The sequence below is a fragment of the Streptomyces roseus genome (genome assembly GCF_001044425.1).
Taxonomy (GTDB): Bacteria; Actinomycetota; Actinomycetes; order Streptomycetales; family Streptomycetaceae; genus Streptomyces; species Streptomyces roseus.
Genome location: NZ_LFML01000008.1, coordinates 53643 through 75393, shown reverse-complemented (window position 1 = coordinate 75393; position 21751 = coordinate 53643). Strand labels below are relative to the sequence as shown.

The 21751-nt window shown below is 72.4% G+C and carries 18 protein-coding genes; 7 read left to right on the top strand and 11 right to left on the bottom strand.

Annotated features, from left to right (window positions below):
• Positions 1-9 precede the first annotated feature (9 nt).
• The 9 genes from ACS04_RS02135 to ACS04_RS02090 all read right to left on the bottom strand — a co-directional run bounded on the left by ACS04_RS02135 (position 10) and on the right by ACS04_RS02090 (position 10150).
• Complete coding sequence (locus ACS04_RS02135) at positions 10-222, bottom strand: EF-hand domain-containing protein (protein ID WP_048474727.1); 213 nt, start codon at positions 220-222, stop codon at positions 10-12.
• Between the two features lie 148 nt (positions 223-370).
• Positions 371-1561, bottom strand: coding sequence for a YncE family protein (locus ACS04_RS02130; RefSeq protein WP_048474726.1), 1191 nt, complete (start codon positions 1559-1561; stop codon positions 371-373).
• A complete protein-coding gene (locus ACS04_RS02125; RefSeq protein WP_048474725.1) occupies positions 1558-2337 on the bottom strand; it encodes a polysaccharide deacetylase family protein in 780 nt (259 codons plus the stop codon). The genes ACS04_RS02130 and ACS04_RS02125 overlap by 4 nt, the downstream gene beginning before the upstream one ends.
• A 425-nt stretch (positions 2338-2762) precedes the next feature.
• Positions 2763-3266: an ATP-binding protein gene (locus ACS04_RS02120; RefSeq protein WP_048474724.1), complete on the bottom strand. Its 504-nt coding sequence runs from the start codon at positions 3264-3266 to the stop codon at positions 2763-2765.
• Positions 3267-3508: 242 nt separating this feature from the next.
• Complete coding sequence (locus ACS04_RS02115; RefSeq protein ID WP_048474723.1) at positions 3509-4276, bottom strand: enoyl-CoA hydratase/isomerase family protein; 768 nt, start codon at positions 4274-4276, stop codon at positions 3509-3511.
• Positions 4277-4362: 86 nt separating this feature from the next.
• On the bottom strand, positions 4363-5604 hold the full coding sequence (locus ACS04_RS02110) for a L,D-transpeptidase (RefSeq protein ID WP_048474722.1): 1242 nt from the start codon (positions 5602-5604) through the stop codon (positions 4363-4365).
• A gap of 123 nt (positions 5605-5727) precedes the next feature.
• A complete protein-coding gene (locus tag ACS04_RS02105) occupies positions 5728-6450 on the bottom strand; it encodes a L,D-transpeptidase family protein (protein ID WP_048474721.1) in 723 nt (240 codons plus the stop codon).
• Between the two features lie 126 nt (positions 6451-6576).
• Positions 6577-8766: a choice-of-anchor A family protein gene (locus ACS04_RS38050; protein WP_053080671.1), complete on the bottom strand. Its 2190-nt coding sequence runs from the start codon at positions 8764-8766 to the stop codon at positions 6577-6579.
• A 163-nt stretch (positions 8767-8929) separates the two neighbouring features.
• The gene (locus ACS04_RS02090; protein ID WP_048474767.1) at positions 8930-10150 is read right to left on the bottom strand and encodes a L,D-transpeptidase; all 1221 of its coding nucleotides are present in this window, start codon (positions 10148-10150) and stop codon (positions 8930-8932) included.
• A gap of 180 nt (positions 10151-10330) precedes the next feature.
• On the opposite strand from ACS04_RS02090, the gene glgX reads away from it, so the two are divergent.
• Together glgX and ACS04_RS02080 are read left to right on the top strand one after the other, a co-directional pair.
• Positions 10331-12637: a glycogen debranching protein GlgX gene (gene glgX, locus ACS04_RS02085; protein ID WP_078864357.1), complete on the top strand. Its 2307-nt coding sequence runs from the start codon at positions 10331-10333 to the stop codon at positions 12635-12637.
• Between the two features lie 193 nt (positions 12638-12830).
• Positions 12831-13553: a CDP-alcohol phosphatidyltransferase family protein gene (locus ACS04_RS02080; protein ID WP_048474719.1), complete on the top strand. Its 723-nt coding sequence runs from the start codon at positions 12831-12833 to the stop codon at positions 13551-13553.
• Here the strand turns inward: ACS04_RS02080 and ACS04_RS02075 are convergent.
• The gene (locus tag ACS04_RS02075) at positions 13534-14025 is read right to left on the bottom strand and encodes an FAD synthase family protein (RefSeq protein ID WP_048474765.1); all 492 of its coding nucleotides are present in this window, start codon (positions 14023-14025) and stop codon (positions 13534-13536) included. The genes ACS04_RS02080 and ACS04_RS02075 overlap by 20 nt on opposite strands.
• A 172-nt stretch (positions 14026-14197) precedes the next feature.
• On the opposite strand from ACS04_RS02075, the gene ACS04_RS02070 reads away from it, so the two are divergent.
• From ACS04_RS02070 to ACS04_RS02060, 3 genes are read left to right on the top strand one after another with little or no spacing between them, the layout of a single operon-like run.
• Positions 14198-15403, top strand: coding sequence for a glycosyltransferase family 4 protein (locus ACS04_RS02070; protein WP_048474764.1), 1206 nt, complete (start codon positions 14198-14200; stop codon positions 15401-15403).
• A complete protein-coding gene (locus ACS04_RS02065; protein WP_048474718.1) occupies positions 15400-17187 on the top strand; it encodes a lipopolysaccharide biosynthesis protein in 1788 nt (595 codons plus the stop codon). The genes ACS04_RS02070 and ACS04_RS02065 overlap by 4 nt, the downstream gene beginning before the upstream one ends.
• Positions 17184-18410 (top strand): MATE family efflux transporter, encoded by a 1227-nt coding sequence (locus ACS04_RS02060; protein WP_048474717.1) that lies wholly within the window; start codon positions 17184-17186, stop codon positions 18408-18410. The genes ACS04_RS02065 and ACS04_RS02060 overlap by 4 nt, the downstream gene beginning before the upstream one ends.
• A 34-nt stretch (positions 18411-18444) precedes the next feature.
• On the opposite strand, the gene ACS04_RS02055 is transcribed toward ACS04_RS02060, so the two are convergent.
• The gene (locus tag ACS04_RS02055) at positions 18445-19965 is read right to left on the bottom strand and encodes a hypothetical protein (RefSeq protein WP_398023054.1); all 1521 of its coding nucleotides are present in this window, start codon (positions 19963-19965) and stop codon (positions 18445-18447) included.
• 115 nt (positions 19966-20080) lie between these two features.
• Here ACS04_RS02055 and ACS04_RS02050 point away from each other — a divergent pair, with 115 nt between their 5' ends.
• Complete coding sequence (locus tag ACS04_RS02050) at positions 20081-20620, top strand: WcaF family extracellular polysaccharide biosynthesis acetyltransferase (RefSeq protein WP_048474716.1); 540 nt, start codon at positions 20081-20083, stop codon at positions 20618-20620.
• Positions 20617-21732, top strand: coding sequence for a glycosyltransferase (locus ACS04_RS02045; protein WP_048474715.1), 1116 nt, complete (start codon positions 20617-20619; stop codon positions 21730-21732). Before ACS04_RS02050 ends, ACS04_RS02045 begins: the two co-directional genes overlap by 4 nt.
• The last annotated feature ends 19 nt before the right edge of the window (positions 21733-21751 follow it).

Below are 21751 nucleotides of genomic sequence, written 5' to 3'. Positions count from 1 at the left end.
CGAAGCTGCTTACTTGTTCAGGGCGGACCAGAACTCGTCGAAGCTCATACGGCCGTCGCCGTTCGCGTCCTTGGCGGCGATCACGGCGTCCGCGACGGCGCCGGTGACGAACGCGTCGCCCATCGCCTTCATGGCCGCGCTGTACTCGTCCGCCGTGACGAAGCCGTCACCGTCCGCGTCGAACTTGCCGAACGTCGCCCGCGCGCTCTCGATGTCAGCCACTGGGATCCACCCCTTCTCGGTGCTTGTTGACCGGCCAAGGGTAGCGGCAGTCCCGGCCCGCCCCACCCCGGGGGCGCCCGGCCCGCGGCGGGCGGCTCCCGGGGACAGGATCCTCGGGACCGCCTCTGTCGGATCCTCGGGACCGCCTCTAGCGGAAGATCCCCGTGTGGCCGAGCGAGTAGCGGCCCGGCTGGGGGTAGACGGCCAGGCCGTGCGGGCCGCCGCCCACCCGGATCTTGGCGAGCTGCTCGCCGGTCGTGGTGTCGATCGCGTACACCTCCGAGTTGTAGCGGCCCGACAGCCACAGCACCTTGCCGTCCGCGGAGACGCCGCCCATGTCCGGGCTGCCGCCGTCCGGCAGCGCCCACTTCTTCGTGAGCTTGTTCTGCTTGAAGTCGAAGACGGAGATGCTGCCCTCGCCCCGGTTGGAGATGTACATCTCCCGGGAGTCGCGGCTCACGTAGAGGCCGTGGGTGCCCTTCCCGGTGGGCAGCAGCTTGGGGACGTCGAACTTGTCCCCGCTGAGCACCCACATCCCGTGCGCCATCATGTCGGCGACGTAGAAGGTCTTCCCGTCCGGGGAGATCTTCACGTCCTGCGGCATCGCCCCCTCGAACGGCAGCTTCTGCTGGCCGACGACCTCCATCTTCTCGGTGTCGACCTTGAGGAGTTCACCGGAGAACTCGCAGCTCACGATGAAGTAGCGGCCGTCCGCGGAGAAGTCCGCGTGGTTGACCCCGAAGCAGGTCACCGGGACCGTCTTGACCCGGTTCATCGTGTGCGGGTCGCGGAAGACCAGCTCGCGGTCCATGGAGGCCATCACGACCGCGTACTTGCCGTTCGGCGTGAAGTACAGGTTGTACGGGTCGTGCACCTCGACCGGCTCGCCCGCCTGACCGGTGGCCGGGTTGATGGGGGTGAGGGTGTGGCCGCGGTTGTTGTTGACCCACAGGGTCTTCATGTCCCAGGACGGGACGACGTGCTGGGGCTGGATCCCGACCGGGATGGTGTCGATGACCTTGTACGTCTTGGGGTCGATGACGGACACCGTGTTGGAGGTGGTGTTCGGCACGTAGACGCGCGACGGGAAGTCCTTCACCAGCGGGGAGAGGTTGTTCGGCCGGTCGGCCGCGTAGACGTCGTTCGGATCGAGGAGCGGCGGCATCCCGGCCAGGCCGGGCGGTACGGCCGGGACGGCCTTGACCGGCTGCCGGGCGGCCGCCGCGGAGCCGAGCGCCTCGGCGGGCTTCTTGTCGGCCGCTCCGCAGCCGGCCAGGGCGGCGAGGACCAGACCGGCCAGCAGCACGGTGGCCTTCCGGGGAAGGCGGGTGGTCGTCATGAGGTCAGCAGCTCCGTGGTGGTCACCGCGCGCAGCTTGCGGCGCGCGAGTTCTTCGAGGAGGGGCGGCATCGCGTCGACCGTGTCCGCGTAGCCGAAGTGCAGGCTCACCACCGATCCGCTGTGGATCGTGCCGGTGACGGTGCGGATGACGGCCGCGGCGCCGGGCGAGGTGAAGTCGAGGGAGTCCACGTCGTACGAGAGGACGTGCGGGTAGCCCGCCCGACGGGCCAGCTCCTTGACGAGCGGGGTGGCGTACTGGGTCTGGGAGGGCCGGAACCAGGTGCCGATGGAGCCGGTGAGCCGCTTGAGGCGCTGGGCGCAGCCGGTGATCTCGGCGTAGGCCTCCGCCTCGGGCATGTCGTTGATCGCGAGGTGGCGCTGGGTGTGATTGCCGAGTTCGTGGCCGCCGTCGAGGACCCGGCGGGCCATGTCCGGATGGGCGTCGAGCCAGCTGCCGATCGCCAGTACGGTGACCCGCGCGCCCGCCCTTTCGGCCTCGGCCAGCACGGCCCGGGCGATGGCGGGGTCCCCGTTGCCGTGGAAGGTGAGGGCGACCCGGGAGCGGTCGCGCGGGCCGTGGGCGATCTCGTCGGGCTGGCCGGGGAACCGGCGCGGGGTGGCCGCGGCCCGGACCGGGGCGGGCGTGGCCGTGGCGGCCTCGGCGGGCGGGCCGGCGGGCGTACGGGCGCCCGTGCCGCAGGCGGCGGTGAGGGCGGCGACGGCGGCCGCGGCCCCGGAGCGGAGGGCGGATCGGCGGTCCGGGTAGCAGAGCACCTGCCCATTTAAGGGGCGGAGGCCGCAGAAGATAACGATTGACCCATTTCGGGACCTTCGCGGGGGTGCGTCCGAATGAGGGGGCGTCCGGTATTCGATCAACGAATCACACAGAGCGGTGGATAGTTATTCATCGATTACGAGGTGAGTGGCCCACCTCACCTAGGATTTAGACCGAAACTCTGAGTATTTGCACACTTATGTCCAGGTTGGGACTTTTGGCGTTTGCTCGCCCGTCTGCCATAGTCGGAATCACGGCTTCCCCATTGACCCGAGCGAAGTCGCCACGCCGAGGATCACACCCCCTTCGATCCTCGGCGCACCCATGAAGCCCCCACGACGCCCCACCACGGCGACCGGGGGCTTCAGGCTTTTGCGGGAGGCGGGAGGCGGGAGGCGGGAGGGACGGCCCCGCGCGGGTGCGGTCAGCGGTCGGCCACCCTCATCTCGAACCAGGTGATCTTGCCGCGGGGCAGCAGGTCGGCGCCCCAGCGGTCGGAGAGCTTGTCGACGAGGAAGAGTCCCCGCCCGGTGGTGTCCATCTCGTGGACGGGCATCAGGCAGGGCAGTCCGCGCGAGGGGTCGCGCACGTCGACCCGGATCCAGCCGCGCCGCCGGTGCATCCGCAGGCCGAACGACCGGGCGCCGGTATGGCGCACCGCGTTGCCGACGAGTTCGGAGACCAGCAGGACGGTGTGCTCGGACACCTGCGGGGAGAACCCCCAGAAGCGGATCACCACGTAGCGGGCGAGACGGCGCGCACTGCTCGCCGACTCCGGCAGCGACGGCAGGGTCACTTCCGCCTCAGCCGGATTGCCGTACAACTCCAGCGCCTTGAGACCCTGTTCGTCCTCAAGAGCCGCCGTCAGCCGTACGGCGGAAGCGCTGCTGCGCTGCCGCGGCTGTTCCACACCCTCCAGGCCCGCCATGAACCCATCATGGACGGCCGATGTGCCCCTCCGGGGCGTTCCTTGGGAAAACACCCCCCGGAGTCGTTGATTCCAAGGGGTGTTCCGTCATATGCGCGAGGCAAGCGGTCGCTCGTGGGACCACCCTGATCTGCGGTGACCGACCGCTTCCGGAAGATCACCAGGAGTGGATCTCCACCGGTTCTTAAGGTTGCCTTAAGGCCTGGCTAATCCACCCCTATGGAGGACCAACCACCGCCCGCCTAGACGAACTTCGCCTTGCCCGGGCCCTCCTCGACGAAGCTGCGCATGCCGCGCTCGCGATCTTCGGTGGCGAACAGGCCCGCGAACCAGTTGCGTTCGATGGTCAGGCCGGTGTCGATGTCCGCCTCCAGGCCCGCGTCCACGCACTCCTTGGCGGCGCGCAGCGCGATCGCCGGGCCCTGGGCCAGCTTGGCGGCCCAGGCGTGCGCCTGCTCGTACACCTCGGCGGCGGGCACGACCCGGTCCACCAGCCCGAGGGTGAGCGCCTCGTCCGCCTTGACCATGCGTCCGGTGAAGATGAGGTCCTTGGCCTTGGAGGGGCCGATCAGCCGGGAGAGCCGCTGGGTGCCGCCGGCGCCCGGGATCAGGCCCAGCAGGATCTCGGGCTGGCCCAGCTTCGCGTTGTCGGCGGCGATCCGGTAGTCGGCGCACAGCGCGAGCTCGCAGCCGCCACCGAGGGCGTAGCCGGTGACGGCTGCGACGACGGGCTTGGGGATCCGGGCCACGGCGGTGAACGCGTCCTGGAGGGCGCGGGACCGGGCGATCATCGCCGCGTGGTCCATCGTCTGCATCTCCTTGATGTCCGCGCCCGCCGCGAACACCTTCTCGCCGCCGTAGATGATCACCGCGCGCACGTCGGCCCGGTCGGTGGCCTCCACCGCGAGCTCGCGCAGCCGGTCCTGGGTGGCGATGTCCAGGGCGTTCATGGGCGGCCGGTCCAGGCGGAGGGTGCCGACGCCTTCGGAGACTTCGAGAGAGAGGGTCATACGCGAAAGGTTAGCGGCGGTTAACGCGAAGTGGCCCGGTGCCGTGGGTCACAGCACCGGGCCACTCGACTACGCAGGGCGGAGGACTACTTGACCCACTCCGCCCAGTCCATGTTCCAGCCGTTGAGGCCGTTGTCCGGGGCGATCTGCTTGTCCTTGGAGTTCTTCACGATGACGACGTCGCCGACCAGCGACTCGTCGAAGAACCACGCGGCGGGCTGGTTGCCGTCGCCCGCGCCGCGGACGTCCTTGAGGCCGACGCAGCCGTGGCTGACGTTCTCGGAGCCGAACGTGTCGGAGGAGGCCCAGTAGTTGCCGTGGACGAAGGTGCCCGACTGCGACAGGCGCATGGCGTGCGGGACGTCCGAGATGTCGTACTCGCCGCCGAAGCCGACGGTCGCGCCGTTCATCCGGGTCACCTTGTACTTCTCGCTGATGACCATCTGTCCGTTGTAGGTGGTCGTCGACGGGGCGCCCGCGGTGATCGGGAGGTTCTTGAGCACCTGGCCGTCACGGACGACCTGCATCGTGTGCTCACTGGCGTCGACCGTGGAGACCTGCGAGCGGCCGATGGTGAACGTGACCGTACGGGTCTGCTTTCCGTAGACGCCGGGGCGGCCTTCGACCCCGTCGAGGGCGATCTTCACGGTGACCTTGGTACCCGCGGCCCAGTACTTCTCGGGGCGGAAGTCGAGGCGGTCGTTGCCGAACCAGTGGCCCTCGACCGGCACGGAGGGCTCGGCCGTCACGGTGATGGCCTTCTCGACGGCCTCGGTGTTGGTGATGCCGCGGGTGAAGTTGAACGACACCGGCATGCCCACGCCGACGGTCTCGCCGTCCTCGGGCGTGTAGTGGCCGACGAAGGTGTTGGTCGGGGTCAGGGTCGTGAACGTGGTGTCCTTGGCGGACTCCCGGCCGGCCTCGTCCTTGGCGACGGCGTGCACCTTGTACTCGGTGGCGGCGGCCAGGTTGCGGGCGGGCTCCCAGCTCGCGGCGTCCGCGGCGAGCTTGCCCTCGACGGCGTTGCCCTTGGTGTCGGCGACGGTCACCGTGGTGAGCTTGCCGCCGGTGGTGGATATCTTCAGGATGCCGCTCGTGGCGACCTCCTTGGCGCCGTCGTCCGGCTTGACGCTGACGACGGCCTTGGACGCCTCGGTACCGCTCTTGCCTCCGCCACCGCCGCCCTTGTCGCCGCCTCCCCCACCCGTGTTGCCGCCCGCGCTGCACGCGCTGGTGAGCAGCAGCGCCGCTCCGAGCAGGAGGGCCGGCAGGCCGGTGCGGCGGGCGCGGCCGCGTATCGGCTGCAGGTTCACTCTTCTTCTCCCCATGTCCCCCGCGCGCGGACTGTCGCGCGCATGTCGACAGGTAATCACACGGGGGGATCACGAAGAGAAACGGTCTTGTCACCGTTCCGTCCCAAGAGGGGGGAACTCCCGCGGAGCGGGGCGGGCTCAGTCCTCCGTACCCGGTTTGGTGCCCCAGACGTAGACGGCGTCGCCCTCGTCCAGCAGGTTCCACAGCCGTTCGGCGTCCGGGACGGAGAGGTTGACGCAGCCGGCCGAGCCGCCGTGGGCGTAGAGGTCGCCGGGGCGGCCGTGCAGGGCCTGGCCCCCGTCGAAGAACTGGGCGTACGGCATGGGGGCGTCGTCGTACAGCGTGGACACGTGGTCCTTGCTGCGCCAGTAGATCTCGTGCCGGCCGGGGCGGGTCTCCTGGTCGTCGCGGCCGGTGCGGACGGGCACCGGCGGGAAGACGACGGTGCTGCCGCGCTGCACCCACAGGAGCTGGCGGTCGAGGTCCACGCAGGTCACCCGCTCGCTGCGGACCGGGCAGCCGCCGGCGGCGTTGGGGCGGTCGCGGGCGGCCACCGCCACCATGGTGCGGTAGGTGGCGAGGCCGGGGTAACCGTCGGCGGGAGTGATGCCGTTGGCCCTCTGGAAGGCGCGGACGGCGGCGCAGTCGGCCGCCGACTGCGTCCCGTCGACGGTGCGCCCGAGGTGGGCCTCCAGCTCGCGCTGGTAGGGCCCGGTGCCGGCGGTGCAGGCGGGTTCGGGGGCCGCCGGGGCCGCGGCCGCGTGGGCCGGGGCGGCGAGCAGGAGTACGGCGGCCAGTACGGCCGCGGCCCGGTACGCGGCGGCTGCGCGCACCGGCCCGATGGGATCGCCTGCGGTCATACGGGCCTCCTCGGGCCCGCCGGCCGGGCCGCCGCAGCCCAGCTAACCCGGCCCGGCCCCGGGCGGCCTGCGCGGGTGCGCCGGTGGGGTGAGCGGCTCACCCCACCGGCGCACCCGCGGGGGGGATCAGCCGCGACCGCCGCCCTTGCCCTCCTTGCCGCCCTTGCCCTTGCCCTTGCCGTGGTCGTCGCGCCGGTTGTCCACCGTCACGACCAGCCTGTGGCCGGGGGTCTGCTCGTCGAGCCGCAGCGGGCCCGTCACCCGGTTCTCCGGCAGCACGTACCCCTCGGGGACGTCGGTCTCCCTCAGGTAGTAGGAGCCGGCCTCCAGGGGCGCGAAGGTGCAGACGCCCGCGCCGTCGGTGGCGCAGCCCGGCTTGACCATGACGTCGGCGTTGATGCCGACCGTCTGCAGGCCCGGGGTCCCGTTGGTCTCCTTCCAGACCTCGAACACCGCGCCGCGCAGGGGCCGCTTGGTCTTGGCGTCCTTCTTCAGGACCTCCAGCGAGCCGCTGAACTCCTCGCCCTGCCTGGCGTCGGCGAAGGTGACCGTGACCCCGGCCGCGGCGTTCGCCGCCGTGAGGACGACCGTGGCCACCGGCTGCGCGGGCAGCTCGTAGCCGGCGGGGGCGGCGATCTCACGCCAGTGGTAGGTGCCGGCCTCCACGACCAGCTCGCACCGACCGTCGGCCCCGGTGACGCAGCCGCCCTCTTCGAGGGTGTCCGGTTCGTTGCCGTCCGTCTGGAGGCCGGGGACCCCGTTGCTCTCGCGCCACAGCTCGAAGACGGCTCCGGCGAGGGGGGTCCTCAGGTCGGCGGCGTCGACCTTGCGGACGGCGACCCTGCCGGTGGGCGTCGGGGGCACCCTCACGTTGTCCACCACGTACCGGACCCCGGCCGCGGCGTTCTCGGCGGTCAGCGTCAGCGTGAAGACCCGCTGCTCGGGCAGCACGTACCCGTCGGGCGCGGCCGTCTCACGCCAGTAGTACGTGCCGAGCTCCGACTCCCGGGCGCAGATCCCCGTGTCGGGGGTGACGCAGTCGGCGACCTTGGTGTCGGCGTCCTCGCCCGTGAACTGGGCGCCCCTGCGGCCGTTGGTCTCGCGCCACAGCTCGAAGCGCGCCCCGGCCAGCGGCCGGCCCGCCTCGTCCCGCTTGAGGACGGAGACCGATCCGGTGACGGGGACGGGCGGGGTCACCGAGCAGTCGGGCAGATCGCCGACGAAGGGGTAGGAGTGGAACTCCTGCCCGCCGCCGAGGCCTTCGACGCTGGTGTGGGTGAGCGTGCCGGTGGTGAAGAAGCGGCCGTTCATGCCGGGCAGGGTGACCGTGGTCCGCGAGGCCTGCTCGCCGACGAGGACGGAGCCCTGGAACTGGCCGCTGCCCCGGAGGTTCAGGGCCGTGGCGTCCGGGAAGTTCCACAGCAGCCGGGTCCGCAGGGCGTTCCAGGGGCTCTGCGCGTCCACGATGGTGCCGCTGTAGGTGCTGATGGTGCGGTCGGTGCCGAGGACGTTGACGAGCACGGTGGCGTTCGCCGGGATCCGGTCGAAGCGGATGCCGACCGCCCCGCCCGCGCCCCCGCCCCCGCCGCCGGACACGAGGTCGAAGTCGACGTTGAAGACCTGGAGCGCGGAGACGTTGTCGCCGGTGAAGACCGTGGTCCCGCCGGCGTTGACGGCCGTCCCGGTGGCCCTGCGGGGCTGTCCGTCGACGCGTGCGTAGCACTTGCTGGCGGCGGTCAGCCGGTCGCGCAGGCCCGCGTACTTGGCCACGGCGGCCGTGTCGTGCGCCAGTGGTCCGGTGACCCGGCCGGGGCCGGGTGCGGTGCCGGCGTACCGGACCACGCCGCCGTCGGAGATGAGCCGCTCGCCGGCGGCGATGTGGACGTCGCCTCCGGTGGCGAGGAAGTCCGAGCCGGGCGGGGGCGGCACGAGGGAGCCGGCGCCGACGATGCCGATGTTGTAGGCCTGGCCGGCCTGGGGGTCCTTGTCCTGGTCGAAGCTGCCGAGGACCACGACCTTGCCCTCCGCCTCGGCGGCGCGTTCCCGGACCCGGAAGTCCCCGCCGACGAAGATGTTGACCCCGTCGTCGTAGCCCTTGGGTACGGTGCCGACGTCGACCTGCGGGAAGGGGTCGGGGCACCGGCCCGGGACGCAGGGACCGAGGCCGTCAGGCAGCGGGGCGCGCAGGGCGGCCCGTGCCGACACGTGTTCCCGGGCGGGCCCCTGCCCGCCGGGGGCAGCCGCGGCGGCCGGGGCGGCCCCTGCGGCCAGTACGGCCCCGACCGCGAGCCCGAGGGTCCAGTTCCTTGCTGACATGACGCTCCGTCCGTCTCCTGGCGCTGCTGCGCTGCCGCGCCGCTCGGCTGGAGCAAGCTGAGCGCAGGGTGCGGCCCGGCGGACGGAGGGACACACTCGGACTACGGCATTCCGGTGTGACGATCACTCGACTGGTGCGTCGTCCGGGTGCACGGGGGCCGCGTCAGGTGAGGGACGAGCCCGCGACCCAGTCCGCCCAGGACATGTTCCAGCCGCCGAGCCCGTTGTTCGGGGCGACCGTCTTGTCCTGCGAGTTCACGACCTCGATCACGTCCCCCACCAGGGTCCGGTCGAAGAACCAGCCGGCCGGGGTGTCCGAGCCCCCGCCCTTGTCGTCGCGCAGCCCCACGCAGCCGTGGCTGGTGTTGGAGGATCCGAAGGTGTCGGGGCTGGCCCAGTAGTTCCCGTGCAGGAAGGTCCCCGAAGTGGTGAGCCGCATGGCGTGCGGGACGTCGGGGATGTCGTACTCGCCGCCGAACCCGACGGTCTGGCCGTTCATCCGGGTCACGTCGAACATCTCCAGCACCACCATCTTCCCGTTGTAGGTGGTGTTCTTGGGGGCTCCGGCGGTGATCGGGAGGGTCTGGACCAGCTTGCCGTCGCGGCGGACCTCCATCGTGTGCGCCTCGGCGTCCACGAGGGAGATCTGGGAGCGGCCGACCGTGAAGGTGACGGACTTGTCCTGGATGCCGTACGAGCCGGGTGCGCCCTGCACGTCCCGCAGGTTCATGGTGACGGTGACCTCGGTGCCCGGCTTCCAGTACGCCCTGGGCCGGAAGTCGAGGCGCTCCTTGCCGAACCAGTGGCCGACGACCTGGACCGGGGGCTTGGAGGTGATGGTGATGGCCCGCTCCACGTCGGCGCGGTTGGCGATCGACCGGTTGAAGTTGAACGAGATGATCATGCCGGTGCCCACGGTGGAGCGGTTCTCGGGCTTGAAGTAGCCGATGAACCGCTCCTCGGGGACGTAGGTGGTGAAGGTGGTGTGCCGGGCCTGGCGCCGGTTGTGGCCGTCGAGCGCGACGGCGTCCACGGTGTACTTGGCGGCGAGCGCGAGCTTGCCGCCCTCGGTGCCGGGGCTCCAGCTGAGCCCGTCGGGGGCGATGGAGCCCGGCACGCGCTCCTCCTGGGCGTCCTCGACCTTGGTGACCACGACCCGTTCGAGCCGGCCCTCGGGCACTCTGACGCTCAGCGGGCCCTCGGCCGGCACCCCCTTGGCGTTGTCCTCGGGGGTGATGCGGATGGCCTCGTCGGGCGACCGGGGCTTGCCGGGGAGCTGGATCTCGACGGGGGAACCGCCGCTCGCGGTGCATCCGGTCAGGCCGCCCAGCAGGCCCGCCCATGCCGCCACGGCGGCCAAGCCGACCGCCGCCCGCCTCGTCAGAAGTGTCACGATCCCTCCAACGACCGGCCCCCTCCGGGGGAAACGTGAGCGCGGGCCACGTTCCGGGCAGATCTCTTCGGGCAGAACAGTGGGAAGGACCACACGGGGGCGGGCCCCAGCAGGGACGCCGGGGCCGCACTGCCTTCCCCCGACGGTACCCAGGAGCCGTGGAGGCGGGCAGTGTCGAGCGCAGCCGAGCAAGAGGCGGTGGATACCGCCGCCATGGAGTCAGTGACCTCAGTGGAGACGCCCGCCCCGCACGTCAAAGGGCAGTGGTCCGGGCCGGTGATCCTGGGCCGGGAACCGGCCTTGCGGAGCGTCACGCGCCCGGGGCCGCCGGTGTGGCCGGGGTCCTCGCACCCGCTGGGGGCCCGGTACCGCACCGGGCCGGACGGGAGGGCCGGTACCAACTTCGCGCTGTGGGCGCAGGGCGCGGAGGCCGTGGAGGTCTGCCTGTTCGACGCGGAGGGCGCCGAGACCCGGTGCGCGCTGACCGAACTGACGCACGAGATCTGGCACGGATTCCTGCCCGGGGTGCGGCCCGGGCAGCGGTACGGGTTCCGGGTGCACGGCCGCTGGGACCCCTGGACCGGGGCCCGGTTCAATCCGGCCAAGCTGCTGCTGGACCCGTACGCGCGGGCCGTCGACGGGGACTTCACCCTGCCGCCGGAGGTGTACGGGCACGTCCGCGACTGGCCGCAGCAGTACATCGCGGACACCGTGCGCGACGACCGCGACTCGGCGCCGCACGTGCCGAAGGGGGTCGTCGTCCACGATGACGACGACTGGGCGGACGACGTCCGGCCCAAGACCCCGTGGGCCGATTCGGTGATCTACGAGCTGCACGTGCGCGGGTTCACGATGCGCCATCCGGGGGTTCCCGAGGAGTTGCGCGGCACGTACGCGGGGCTGGCCCACCCGGCCGCGGTGGAGCACCTGGTGAAGCTGGGCGTGACGGCGGTCGAACTGCTGCCGGTGCACCAGTTCGCGCACGAGGACCACCTGCTGCGCCGGGGCCTGCGCAACTACTGGGGGTACAACTCGGTCGGCTACTTCGCCCCGCACGCCGGGTACTCCTCCAGCGGTACGGGCGGGCAGCAGGTCGGCGAGTTCAAGCGGATGGTGCGGGCGCTGCACGCGGCCGGGATCGAGGTCATCCTCGACGTGGTCTACAACCACACGGCGGAGGCGGGCGAGCTGGGCCCGACGCTGTCGCTGCGCGGGATCGACAACCGGGGCTACTACCGGCTCCAGTCCGACCAGCGCCGCTACGCCGACTACACGGGCTGCGGGAACACCCTGCACGCCGGGCGCCCGCACGTGCTGCGGCTGATCACGGACTCGCTGCGGTACTGGGTGACCGAGATGGGGGTGGACGGCTTCCGCTTCGACCTGGCGGCGGCCCTGGCCCGCTCGATGCACGACGTGGACATGCTGTCGCCGTTCCTCGCGGTGATCGCCCAGGACCCGGTGCTGCGGCGGGTCAAGCTGATCGCCGAGCCCTGGGACGTGGGCTCGGGCGGCTACCAGGTGGGGGCGTTCCCGCCGCTGTGGACGGAGTGGAACGACCGCTACCGCGATGCCGTGCGGGACTTCTGGCGGGGCGCGCTGCCGGACGTGCGGGATCTCGGGTACCGGCTCTCGGGCTCCAGCGACCTGTACGCGTGGGGCGGGCGGCGGCCGTACGCCTCGGTGAACTTCGTGACGGCGCACGACGGGTTCACCCTGCGCGACCTGGTGTCGTACGAGCGCAAGCACAACGAGGCCAACGGGGAGGCGGGCCGCGACGGGACCAACGACAACCGCTCGTGGAACTGCGGGGTGGAGGGGGATCCGCCGGAGGGCGCGGACGCCCGGGTCGGGGCGCTGAGGCGGCGGCAGCTGCGCAATCTGCTGACCACGCTGCTGCTGTCGACCGGGGTGCCGATGCTGGTGGCCGGGGACGAGTTCGGGCGCACGCAGGGCGGCAACAACAACGCGTACTGCCAGGACAACGAGACGGGCTGGGTGGACTGGTCGCTGCTGGAGGATCCGGTCTGGCAGGAGCTGTTCGCGCTGGCCGCGCGGCTGGTGGCACTGCGCCAGGCGCATCCGGTGCTGCGCCGGCGGGCCTTCTTCTCCGGGCGCCCGCGGGGCGCGGACGGGCTGCGGGACCTGGCCTGGTTCACCCCGGCGGGCAAGGAGATGACGGAGCGGGACTGGTACGCCCCCGCCGCCGCGCTCGGCATGTACCTGTCGGGGCGGGACATTCCGGGCCGGGACGAGCGCGGGCGGCAGGTCGACGACGACAGCTTCCTGGCGCTGCTGCACGCCGGGGACCGGCCGGTGGAGTGGGTGCTGCCGGGCGCGCCGTGGGCGGCGGGGTACGAGCTGGTACTGGACACCGCGCGGGAGGACCAGGCGGCGCCCCCCGGCACCAGGCACCGGGGCGGGGAGAGGCTGACGGTGCCGGCCCGCTCGGTGCTGCTGCTGCGGGTGGCCGGCTGAGGCGCTCGCCCCGAGGCCGCCGATCGCCGAGGAGAGCCCGGGCGGCGCGGCGGCCGCGAACCTGTCCGCCGCGCTGCTCCCGGACGTCCGCGGGCAACCGGAGCGGGAAGCCTGGCCCGCCCTGCGATGATGTGCCCTCGTACACACGTGCACCCGTACACGTGTGCCGCCGCAGCAGGAATCAGGGGTACGCATGGCGAAGGTCGGGACCGCGCTGCGGGAGCTGCGCGGGGCGCAGAAGTCGGCGAAGGGGGTGTCGCTCTATTCGCGGTTCGTCAACCGGCCCGCGGGGCGGTACCTGGCCGCCGTGTCGTACGCGCTCGGGCTGACCCCGAACCAGGTGACACTGGTCAGCGCCGCCTTCAGCTTCGCCGCCGTGGCCGCCGTGGCGCTGGCGGCCCCCTCGTGGGGGCTGGGCGTGGCGGTGTGGGCCGCGCTCGCCGTCGGCTTCGCCTTCGACTCGGCCGACGGGCAGCTGGCCCGGCTGCGCGGGGGCGGCAGCGCGGCGGGCGAGTGGCTGGACCACGTGGTGGACTGCGCCAAGCTGACCGCCCTGCACACCTGCGTGCTGATCGCGTTCTACCGCTTCCCCGAGGCGTACGGGACGGGCGGGCACGGCTGGTTGCTGGTGCCGCTGGGCTTCCAGTTCGCCTCGGTCGTGACCTTCTTCGGCGGGCTGCTGACCGAGAAGCTCAAGGCCAAGCCGGCGCCGGGGAGCCCCGCCGCCGCGCCGTCGACCGTACGCGCGGTGGCGCTGCTGCCCGTCGACTACGGCGTGTTCTGCCTGGTCTTCCTCGTCCTCGGGGGCGGGGGACTGTTCCGCTGGGCGTACGCGGGGCTCGGCGCGGTCGCCGCGCTGTTCCTGGTCGCGTTCCTCGCCAAGTGGTTCCGCGAGCTCAGCGCCGTTCCGCGCTGAGCGCTTCGGCTCGCGCGTCCAGGGGCTCGGACAAGGCGTCGAGGGCCCGGCGCAGCTGGGTGCTGGAGGTGTGCACCGTGTAGGGGAAGTAGACGACGTCGACGCCGACGGCGGCGAAGTCCTTCTCCAGCCTGTCGCCCTTGGGCGTGCCCCTCCAATCGTCGCCCTTGAAGATCACGTCGAAGCGGACCTGCCTCCAGGTCTCCACCTTGTCCGGGACCGTCTCGACGAACGCCGCGTCCACGTACCGGACGCTGCGGACGATTTCCAGGCGTTCGACGAGCGGGATCATCGGGCGGCGGCCCTTGGCCAGTTCCGCCATCTCGTCGGAGACCACCCCGGCGACCAGGTAATCGCACTGACTCCGGGCGTGCCGAAGGATATTGAGATGTCCGATATGGAACAGATCGTACGCACCCGGGGCATACCCGACTCGGTACGGACTGTGCGCAGGTGCGCCAAGGTCGGACATGTCGCGCTCCGTCATGAGTTACCCCCCAGCGACCACACCCCCCGGTGTGGCGGATTAGCAGACAATAGCGTGCACGTTCCCCACTCTGTCGGTGAACGAATAGGGTGACGTGCGCATCATCCTGGGGAGAAGGGGACGTTCAGTGTCGAGATCCGGTCACCGGCGCCTGCTGCTGGTTTCCACCAACTACGCTCCCGAGCACGCGGGGATTGGGCCGTACGCCACCCAGATCGCGGAGCACTGGGCGGATCTCGGCCACGACACGCATGTGCTCGCCGGCATGCCGCACTACCCGTCGTGGTCGCTGGAGCCGGAGTACAAGGGGGCGCTCCGGCGCACGGAACGGCGCGCGGGTGTGACCGTGCACCGGCGTGCGCACACCGTGCCGCCCCGCCAGACCGCCGTCAAACGGGCCCTTTTTGAAGGATCGATTCTGCTGCACGGCGCCGTGGCCCCGCCCCGGATGCCGCGCCCCGACGCGGTCATGGCCCAGATGCCCAGCCTGGCCGGCGGGGTGCTCGCCGCCCGGCTCGCCGCGCGCTGGAAGGTCCCCTTCATCCCGGTCGTCCAGGACCTGATGGGCGCCGCCGCCGCGCAGAGCGGCATCAGCGGCGGCGACAAGGCGGCCGCCGTCGCCGGGCGCGCGGAGGCGTACGCCCTCAAGCGGGCCACGCTGGTCGGCGTCATCCACGAGACCTTCGTGGACCGGGTCGTGGGCATGGGCGTGGACCCGAGCAGGATCCGCCTGGTACCCAACTGGTCCCACGTGCCGCAGCCCACCCGGCCGCGCGGCCAGACCCGGCGCCACCTCGGCTGGGCGCCGGGCGAGCCGGTCGTCCTGCACTCCGGGAACATGGGCCTCAAGCAGGGCCTCGAAGTGCTCGTGGGCGCCGCCCGCCTGGATCCGGGTGTCCGTTTCGTCCTCATGGGCGACGGCAGTCAGCGCGCCGCCCTCGCCGACCTCGCGGCAGACGTGCCGAATCTGGACATCATCCCCCCTGCCGCCGACGGAGAGTTCCCGGATATCCTCGCGGCGGCGGACGTACTCGCCGTGACACAGCACGCGGCCGTGCTCGACATGAGCGTGCCGTCCAAACTGACCTCCTACTTCCAGGCCGGCCGGCCCGTCATCGCGTCCGTCGCGGCGGAGGGCGGCACGGCCCAGGAAGTGGAACGCTCGGGCGCGGGGGTACTCGTACCGCCGGAGGACCCGCACGCCCTGCTGAAGGCCGTACGGGCCCTCGCCGAGGACCCCGAGGGCGCGGATGCGCTCGGGGCGGCCGGGCCCCGGCACGTGGCGGCCCACCTGAGCCGTGACGCGGGCCTGGCCCGCATCGACGCACTGATAGACGAAGCACTTGGGGGTCCGCAGCCGTGATCGAGACGAACCGCCCTGCGTCGGTCCCGGCGGAGGACGAACCGGACCTCCTCAGGGACCAGTTCAAACAGCTCCTGCGCTACCGCCGCCTCCTCGGGGCGGGTGTCGGCATCGGCCTGCTGGGCGGCGTCTACCTCGGCATCTCCACGTCCGACACGTACGTCGCGACCGCGGACATCGTGCTGCGCGCACCCACCGACGACCCGTTCAACCCGAGCCTGGCGCCCGACAAGGCGATCAACATCGGCTCGGAGCGGCAGGTCGCGCTCAGCTCCTCCATAGCCAACGAGGCCGCCAAGAAGCTCGGCGTGACCGCGAAGGACTTCGCCGGCCTGCGCAGCGGCCTCCAGGTGACCAACCCGCCGCAGACGATGGTGCTGCGCTTCACCTACACCGCGTCCTCCCCCAAGGAGGCCGCCACCCGCGCCAACGCGATGACCGAGGCGTACCTGCTCAAGCGGCAGGAGTCCCTCGACGTCACCCGCGACAAGATGGTCAAGGGCTACCAGGACCAGCGCGACCCGGTCGCCAAGAACCTGGACGAGCTCGTCAGGCAGATCAACTCCATGCCGGCCGGCACGGGCCGCGACGCCGCGTACGCCTCGAAGACCGACCTGCAGAGCAAGGTCAACACCCTCAACGGCAACATCGCCAAGCTCCAGGCCCTCGACATGAGCCCGGGCCGGGTCACCAGCGCCGCGACCCCGCCGTCCGACACCGACGGTCCGGGCCTCGTGATGTCGCTGGCGCTCGGCGCGGCCGTAGGCCTCGCCCTGGGGCTGCTCGCCGCCTGGGTCCGGCTCGTCTTCGACCCCGCGCCGCGCTCCGAGGGCGATGTCGCCCGGGCCCTGCGCGCCCCCGTGCTCGGCTACCTGCCGCGGCCCAAGACCGGCGGCGGCCCGCTGCTCGCGGCCGGCGAGGAGGACCCACGGCTCGCCGAGGAGTTCCGCTCGGTGGCCTTCCGCCTCGCCTACGACTCCCGCTTCGCCGACCGGCGCCGGCTGCTGGTCGTCGCCCCGCGCGGCAGCAGCGAGACGGCCGCCGCGGCGGCCGTGAACCTCGCCGCGTCCTTCGCGGAGACCGGCAAGGACGTCCTGCTCATCGAGGCCGACCTGCGTACGCCGGTGCTGGCCAGCCAGCTGCCGACCGGCGTGGGACGGCCGCGCTGGAGCCAGGCTCCGGGCGGCGCCTCCGGCGACGGCGCGGCCCACGGGGACACCGACTGGCCCGACGGGCGCCAGCTCGTCGTCGACGCCGGTGAGTCGGGCGACTTCCACCTGATCCCGGGCGAGCCGGTGCGCAACGTGGCCCGCGCGCTGACCTCCCCGCGCGCCACCCGCCTGATCTCCGAGGCCGACTCCCCCAACTCCACGGTCGTCGTGCTCGCGCCGCCCGTCCTCTCGTACGCCGACGCCCTCGCGCTCGTCGACCGCGTCGACGGCGTCCTGGTCGTCTGCGACCCGCGCGCCGTCCACCGCAGCGACCTGTCCCGGATCCGCGAGCTGATCAGCGGCGCCGGCGGCACGGTGCTCGGCGCGGTGCTGCACGCACCGCTGCCGGGTGAGAAGCGCGGGCGCGGCGGCAAGGCGAAGGCCTCGTCCCCCGCCCCGGCGCCGGCCTCGCGGCCGTCCGCGCCGCAGGCCCAGCCGCTCACGCGGCAGCCGAACCAGGGCCAGGGGCAGCAGGGGCAGCAGGCGCACCGGCAGGCCGAGGCCGAGCAGCACATTCCGGGTGACGGGACGGACACGGTGGCCCTGCGCACGGTGCGCATGGGCCGCAGATGAGCCGGCGCGGCCTCGCCGCCGTCTCCTCGGTCCTCGACCAGGCCGCGTCCAGCGCCACCAACATCCTGGTGCTGGTGCTGGCGGCCCGGCTGTCCTCGGCGTCCGGGTTCGCCGACTTCTCGATGGTGTACGTGACGTTCAGCGTGCTCCTCGGGCTGAACATGGCCTACGTCGGCCAGACGGTGGTGCTGGAGAAGGACGAGGACCGGCTGGGCGCGGTGTGCCGTTCGGGCCTGGCCTTCACGGCGGCCGCCTCGGCAGCCGCCGGGGTGCTGCTGGCCGCCGTCGGCCTCGTCGTACCCGGGACCGGGGGCCGGGCCTTCCTCGCGCTGGGCCTCGTACTGCCGCTGGTGCTCGTCCAGGACGGGCTGCGGTACTGCTTCTCGGCGCTGCGGACCCCCGAGCGGGCGCTGGCCGCGGACGCGCTGCGGCTCGTGTGCGTCGTCGCCGCGCTGCTGCTCCAGCCCGAAGGGGCTTCGGCGGGGCGGCTGGTGCTGGTGTGGGGGGTCTCGGCGCTGCCGGCGCTGGCGCTGGGCCTGGCGCTGCTGCGCCCGTACGTCCGGGGCTCGGCGGCCGATCTGCGGCCGTACCTGCGGCGCGGGCACCTCGGTCAGCGGTTCGTGGTCGAGTTCGCGGTGGGCAACGGTTCCAGCCAGCTGGCGGTGCTGGGGCTCGGCCTGTTCGCGACCCCGTTGGCGGTGGGCGCGCTGCGGGGTGCCACGACCTTGTTCGGCCCGCTGAACGTCCTGTTCAACTCGGCGAACGCGTTCGGCCCGCCGGTGGTGGGGCGCGCGTCCGGCAAGCGGGGCGTGGTCCGGCTGACGGTGGCCATGGGCGGTGTGCTGGCGCTGCTGGGCGCGGGCTGGGGTGCGGTCCTGTACGCGCTGCCCGCGCGCGTGGGCCGGCAACTGCTGGGCGACACCTGGGCCGCGGCCTGCGCCCTGCTCCCGGCCACCGGGGCCCAGTACGCGGTGATGGGGCTCGGCACGTGCGCCCTGCTCACCCTGCGCGTCCTCAACCCGAGGGCGACGCTCTCCCTCCAGGTGGTCTTCTCGCTGCTGTCGGTGGCCCTGCTGCTCGGCGGGTACGCGCTGGCGGGGGTGGCGGGCGCCGCCTGGGGCCTGGCGGCCGGCTCGGCCCTGAAGGCCGGGGCGGCGTGGCTGCGCGTCTCGCGCCTCCCGGCCTCCCGCGCGCGCGAGTCGGGCGTCACGACGGCCGCCTGACCCGCCCGATCCGCCCTGGTCCGAAAGACACGGCCTAGCGCAGGACGGTGGACTTGTCCTCGCGGTACGTCGCCACCAGCGCCAGGCAGAGGGCTGCGATCGCCACCCGGCCGGAGGCCTGGAGCAGGGGGCCGCGGAGCAGGATGAACGAGTAGCCCGCCACCAGCGGGACCACCACCGAGATCAGGCTGCCCGGTGGCGAGCGCCGCGTGGCGCGCTTCGCGTAGCGGCGGTCCACGCGGGCCGCCGCGTACCCCGTGGCCAGGAGCCCCGCGCCCATGCCCAGCGGGCCGAAGTCCAGCCACAGCTCGGCCCAGATCGGGGAGGAGAGGTTGGTGTTGACCGTCCCCATCCACTCGCCGACCATCACGCCCGTGTCCTTCGGCTTGCCCGGCCAGACCGAACGCGGCACCGCGAAGAAGAGGGATCCGGCGATCTGGCGCCCGTACAGGTGCCCGGGCCCGGAGTTCGAGTACGTGATGGTGTTCGCGAACATGCCGATCTGGTCGTAGTCCTTCAGCGCCATCGGCTCCAGGAACGACGTGGTCTCGACCGGCTTGTAGTTCTTCTCGTCGTAGCGGAAGCGGTCCGCGAACGGGAACACGAGCAGGGCGATCACGACGGCCATCGACAGCGCCACCCGGTACATCGCGGCGCTCACCGGGAAGACGGTGAACAGCAGCGCGAACATGACCGTGAGGAACCAGTACCGCGGGTTCGAGATCGGGTTGTTGACCACCAGGTTGAGCAGGGCCAGCGCCCCCCAGGTGACGATGACCGACACCTTGCGGCGGGCGTACGTCGAGGTGATCAGCCAGCGCGTGTACAGCAGCAGGGCGAGGAGCGCCGGGACGGTGCCGAAGCCGCGCAGCAGGGCCTGCCCGGCCTGGCCGTCGCCGTTGGAGACGCCCGCCTCCTCGATGCCCGCGATGATCTCCTGGCGGCTGGAGAAGAACACCGCCGGACCGCCGAGCTTCATGATGAACGCGGCGCTGCACAGGAAGGCGAGCCCGGTGAGCAGTTGGAGGCGGCGCCGGTGGGCCATGACCGGCCGCGGCTCCTTCTGGGATCCGCCGGCCCGCCCGGTCGGCCGGTGGCGGGCGAGCAGGACGCCGACGTCGAACGCCGTGCAGCCGAGCAGGACCAGGCCGATGGCGACGGTGAGGTCGGAGCGGGGGCCGACCACGGGGGTCGGGACCCGGCCCAGGACGGCCTGCGCGAGCGGGGCCACGCCCATCGCCATGTAGACGAAGAGCCAGAAGGAGCCCTGGAGCAGCTTGCGCCGGCTGGTCAGGACCATCGCGGAGAGCCGGGCGCCCGCGTACATGGTGAGCAGGAGCTGGAGCCAGAAGGCCGCGTCACGCTGCCCGTCGCCGTGCTGGACGGCGACGATCAGCGGCAGGAAGACGGTGAAGCCGAGGATGAGGGGGACCGACAGCGCGCGGGAGAGCAGGGTGCGCGGGGTGGTGACCCGGCCCCACCGGTGGGCGTCGTCCGGTTCGGGGACGGGCAGGACCGGCGTGGTCGCCGAGGGCTTGCGTATGTCCGTTGCCACTGCTGCCCCCGCCCGATGTGCCTGGTCCGCGCGCAGTCTAATCTGAGCGGGCGGCGCCCGGGGAGGCGCTCCCGCGGAGGGCGACGAGCCCGCGGCGCACGATGAGGGGCGACAGTTGCGTGATCTTCCTGCCTTCACGCTGGCCGGATACGACAAAGGGCGCGGCCTGCTGACGCAGGCGCTCTGGTTCGCCGTGATGAACACGCTGTTCATGGCGTGGTTCTGCCCGGCCCGGCTGCGGGTGGCGCTGCTGCGCGCGTTCGGCGCGCAGATCGGCGAGGGGGTGCTGATCCGGCACCGGGTACGGGTGCTGTGGCCGTGGAAGCTCACCGTGGGCGACCACACGTGGATCGGCGAGGGCGCCTGGCTGCTGAACCTGGAGCCGGTGACCATCGGGGCGAACGTCTGCGTCTCGCAGGAGGCCTTGCTCTGCACCGGTTCGCACGACCACCGGGCCGCCGACTTCCGCTACCGCAACGCCCCGATCGTCATCGAGGACGGTGCGTGGGTGGCCGTACGGGCGACCGTGCTGGCCGGGGTCACGGTGGGCCGCTGCGCGGTGGCGGGTGCCGGATCCGTGGTGCACAGAAACCTTCCTGCACTGACGCTGCAGACGATGGACGGGCAGCGCCGCCCGGTCGAGGAGCCCAAGTGAGAGTCCTGCACGCCGTCACGCTCCACTCCCCCTCCCACGCGTTCGGCGGCCCGGTCCGGGTCGCGCTCAACCTGGCCGGGGGGCTGCGGGCCCGCGGCCACGAGGCGCGGCTGCTGGCGCTCGGCGAGGGCTTCCCGGACCCGTGGCCGACCTCGGTGGAGGGAGTTCCGGCGAAGCTGTTCCCGGCCCGCCGCATCCTGCCACTGGGCTTCAGCGGGATGACCTCGCCGGCCCTGCTGGCCTCGGCGGGCCGGCTGGTCCGGGACGCGGACGTGGTCCACGTCCACCTGGCGCGGGACCTCGTGACCCTGCCGGTGGCCCTCGCCGCGCTGCGGGCCGGCAAGCCGCTGGTGCTCCAGACCCACGGGATGGTGGACCCGAGCGGGAAGCTGCTGGCCAAGGTGCTCGACGCGGTGGCCGTACGCAGGCTGCTGCGCGGCGCGGACGCGGTGCTGTACCTGACCCCGCATGAACGCGAGGCCCTGGACGCGGTGGTGGGCGGCCCGCTGGCGGGCGCCGTCCGCCTGGTGAACGGCACGCCCGCGCAGGCGGAGCGGCCGGCTCCGGCCGGTCCCCCGCGCATCCTCTACTCGGCGCGCCTGCAGGCCCGCAAGCGCCCGGTGGACTTCGTGGACGCGGCCCCGGCGGTCCTTGCGGTGCACCCGCAGGCCCACTTCGTGGTGGCCGGCCCGGACGAGGGAGAACTGGGGGCGGTGCGGGTGCGCGTCTCGGAGCTGGGACTGGAGGGGCGGTTCACGGTGCCGGGCGCGCTGTCCACCGCCGAGGTCCAGGCGGAGCTGCGCCGGGCGCACGTCTACGTCCTGCCCTCGGTGGACGAGCCGTTCCCGATGTCGGTGCTGGAAGCCCTGTCGGTCGGCGTCCCCACGGTGGTCACGCACTCCAACGGCCTGGCCAGCGACATCGCGTCCGCGGGCGCCGGGCGGGCGGTCACGCCGGGTCCGGCGGGTGTCGCGGCGGCCGTCCTCGACCTCCTGGACCCCGGGACCAATGCCAAGGCCGGCGCGGCGGCCCGCGAACTGGCCGCGGCCGCGTTCTCCATGGACGCCGTCCTGGACACCCTCCTGTCCGTCTACGGAAAGGTCCTGCGCTGACGGGCCGGAGGCGTCCTCA

Excerpts from the sequence above, each read along its gene's own strand:
- ACS04_RS02075 (WP_048474765.1), bottom strand. The coding sequence starts at position 14,025 with ATGTCCGACCTTGGCGCACCTGCGCACAGTCCGTACCGAGTCGGGTAT.
- ACS04_RS02115 (WP_048474723.1), bottom strand. The coding sequence starts at position 4,276 with ATGACCCTCTCTCTCGAAGTCTCCGAAGGCGTCGGCACCCTCCGCCTG.
- ACS04_RS02080 (WP_048474719.1), top strand. The coding sequence starts at position 12,831 with ATGGCGAAGGTCGGGACCGCGCTGCGGGAGCTGCGCGGGGCGCAGAAG.
- ACS04_RS02060 (WP_048474717.1), top strand. The coding sequence starts at position 17,184 with ATGAGCCGGCGCGGCCTCGCCGCCGTCTCCTCGGTCCTCGACCAGGCC.
- ACS04_RS02120 (WP_048474724.1), bottom strand. The coding sequence starts at position 3,266 with ATGGCGGGCCTGGAGGGTGTGGAACAGCCGCGGCAGCGCAGCAGCGCT.
- ACS04_RS02110 (WP_048474722.1), bottom strand. The coding sequence starts at position 5,604 with ATGGGGAGAAGAAGAGTGAACCTGCAGCCGATACGCGGCCGCGCCCGC.
- ACS04_RS02105 (WP_048474721.1), bottom strand. The coding sequence starts at position 6,450 with ATGACCGCAGGCGATCCCATCGGGCCGGTGCGCGCAGCCGCCGCGTAC.
- ACS04_RS02130 (WP_048474726.1), bottom strand. The coding sequence starts at position 1,561 with ATGACGACCACCCGCCTTCCCCGGAAGGCCACCGTGCTGCTGGCCGGT.
- ACS04_RS38050 (WP_053080671.1), bottom strand. The coding sequence starts at position 8,766 with ATGTCAGCAAGGAACTGGACCCTCGGGCTCGCGGTCGGGGCCGTACTG.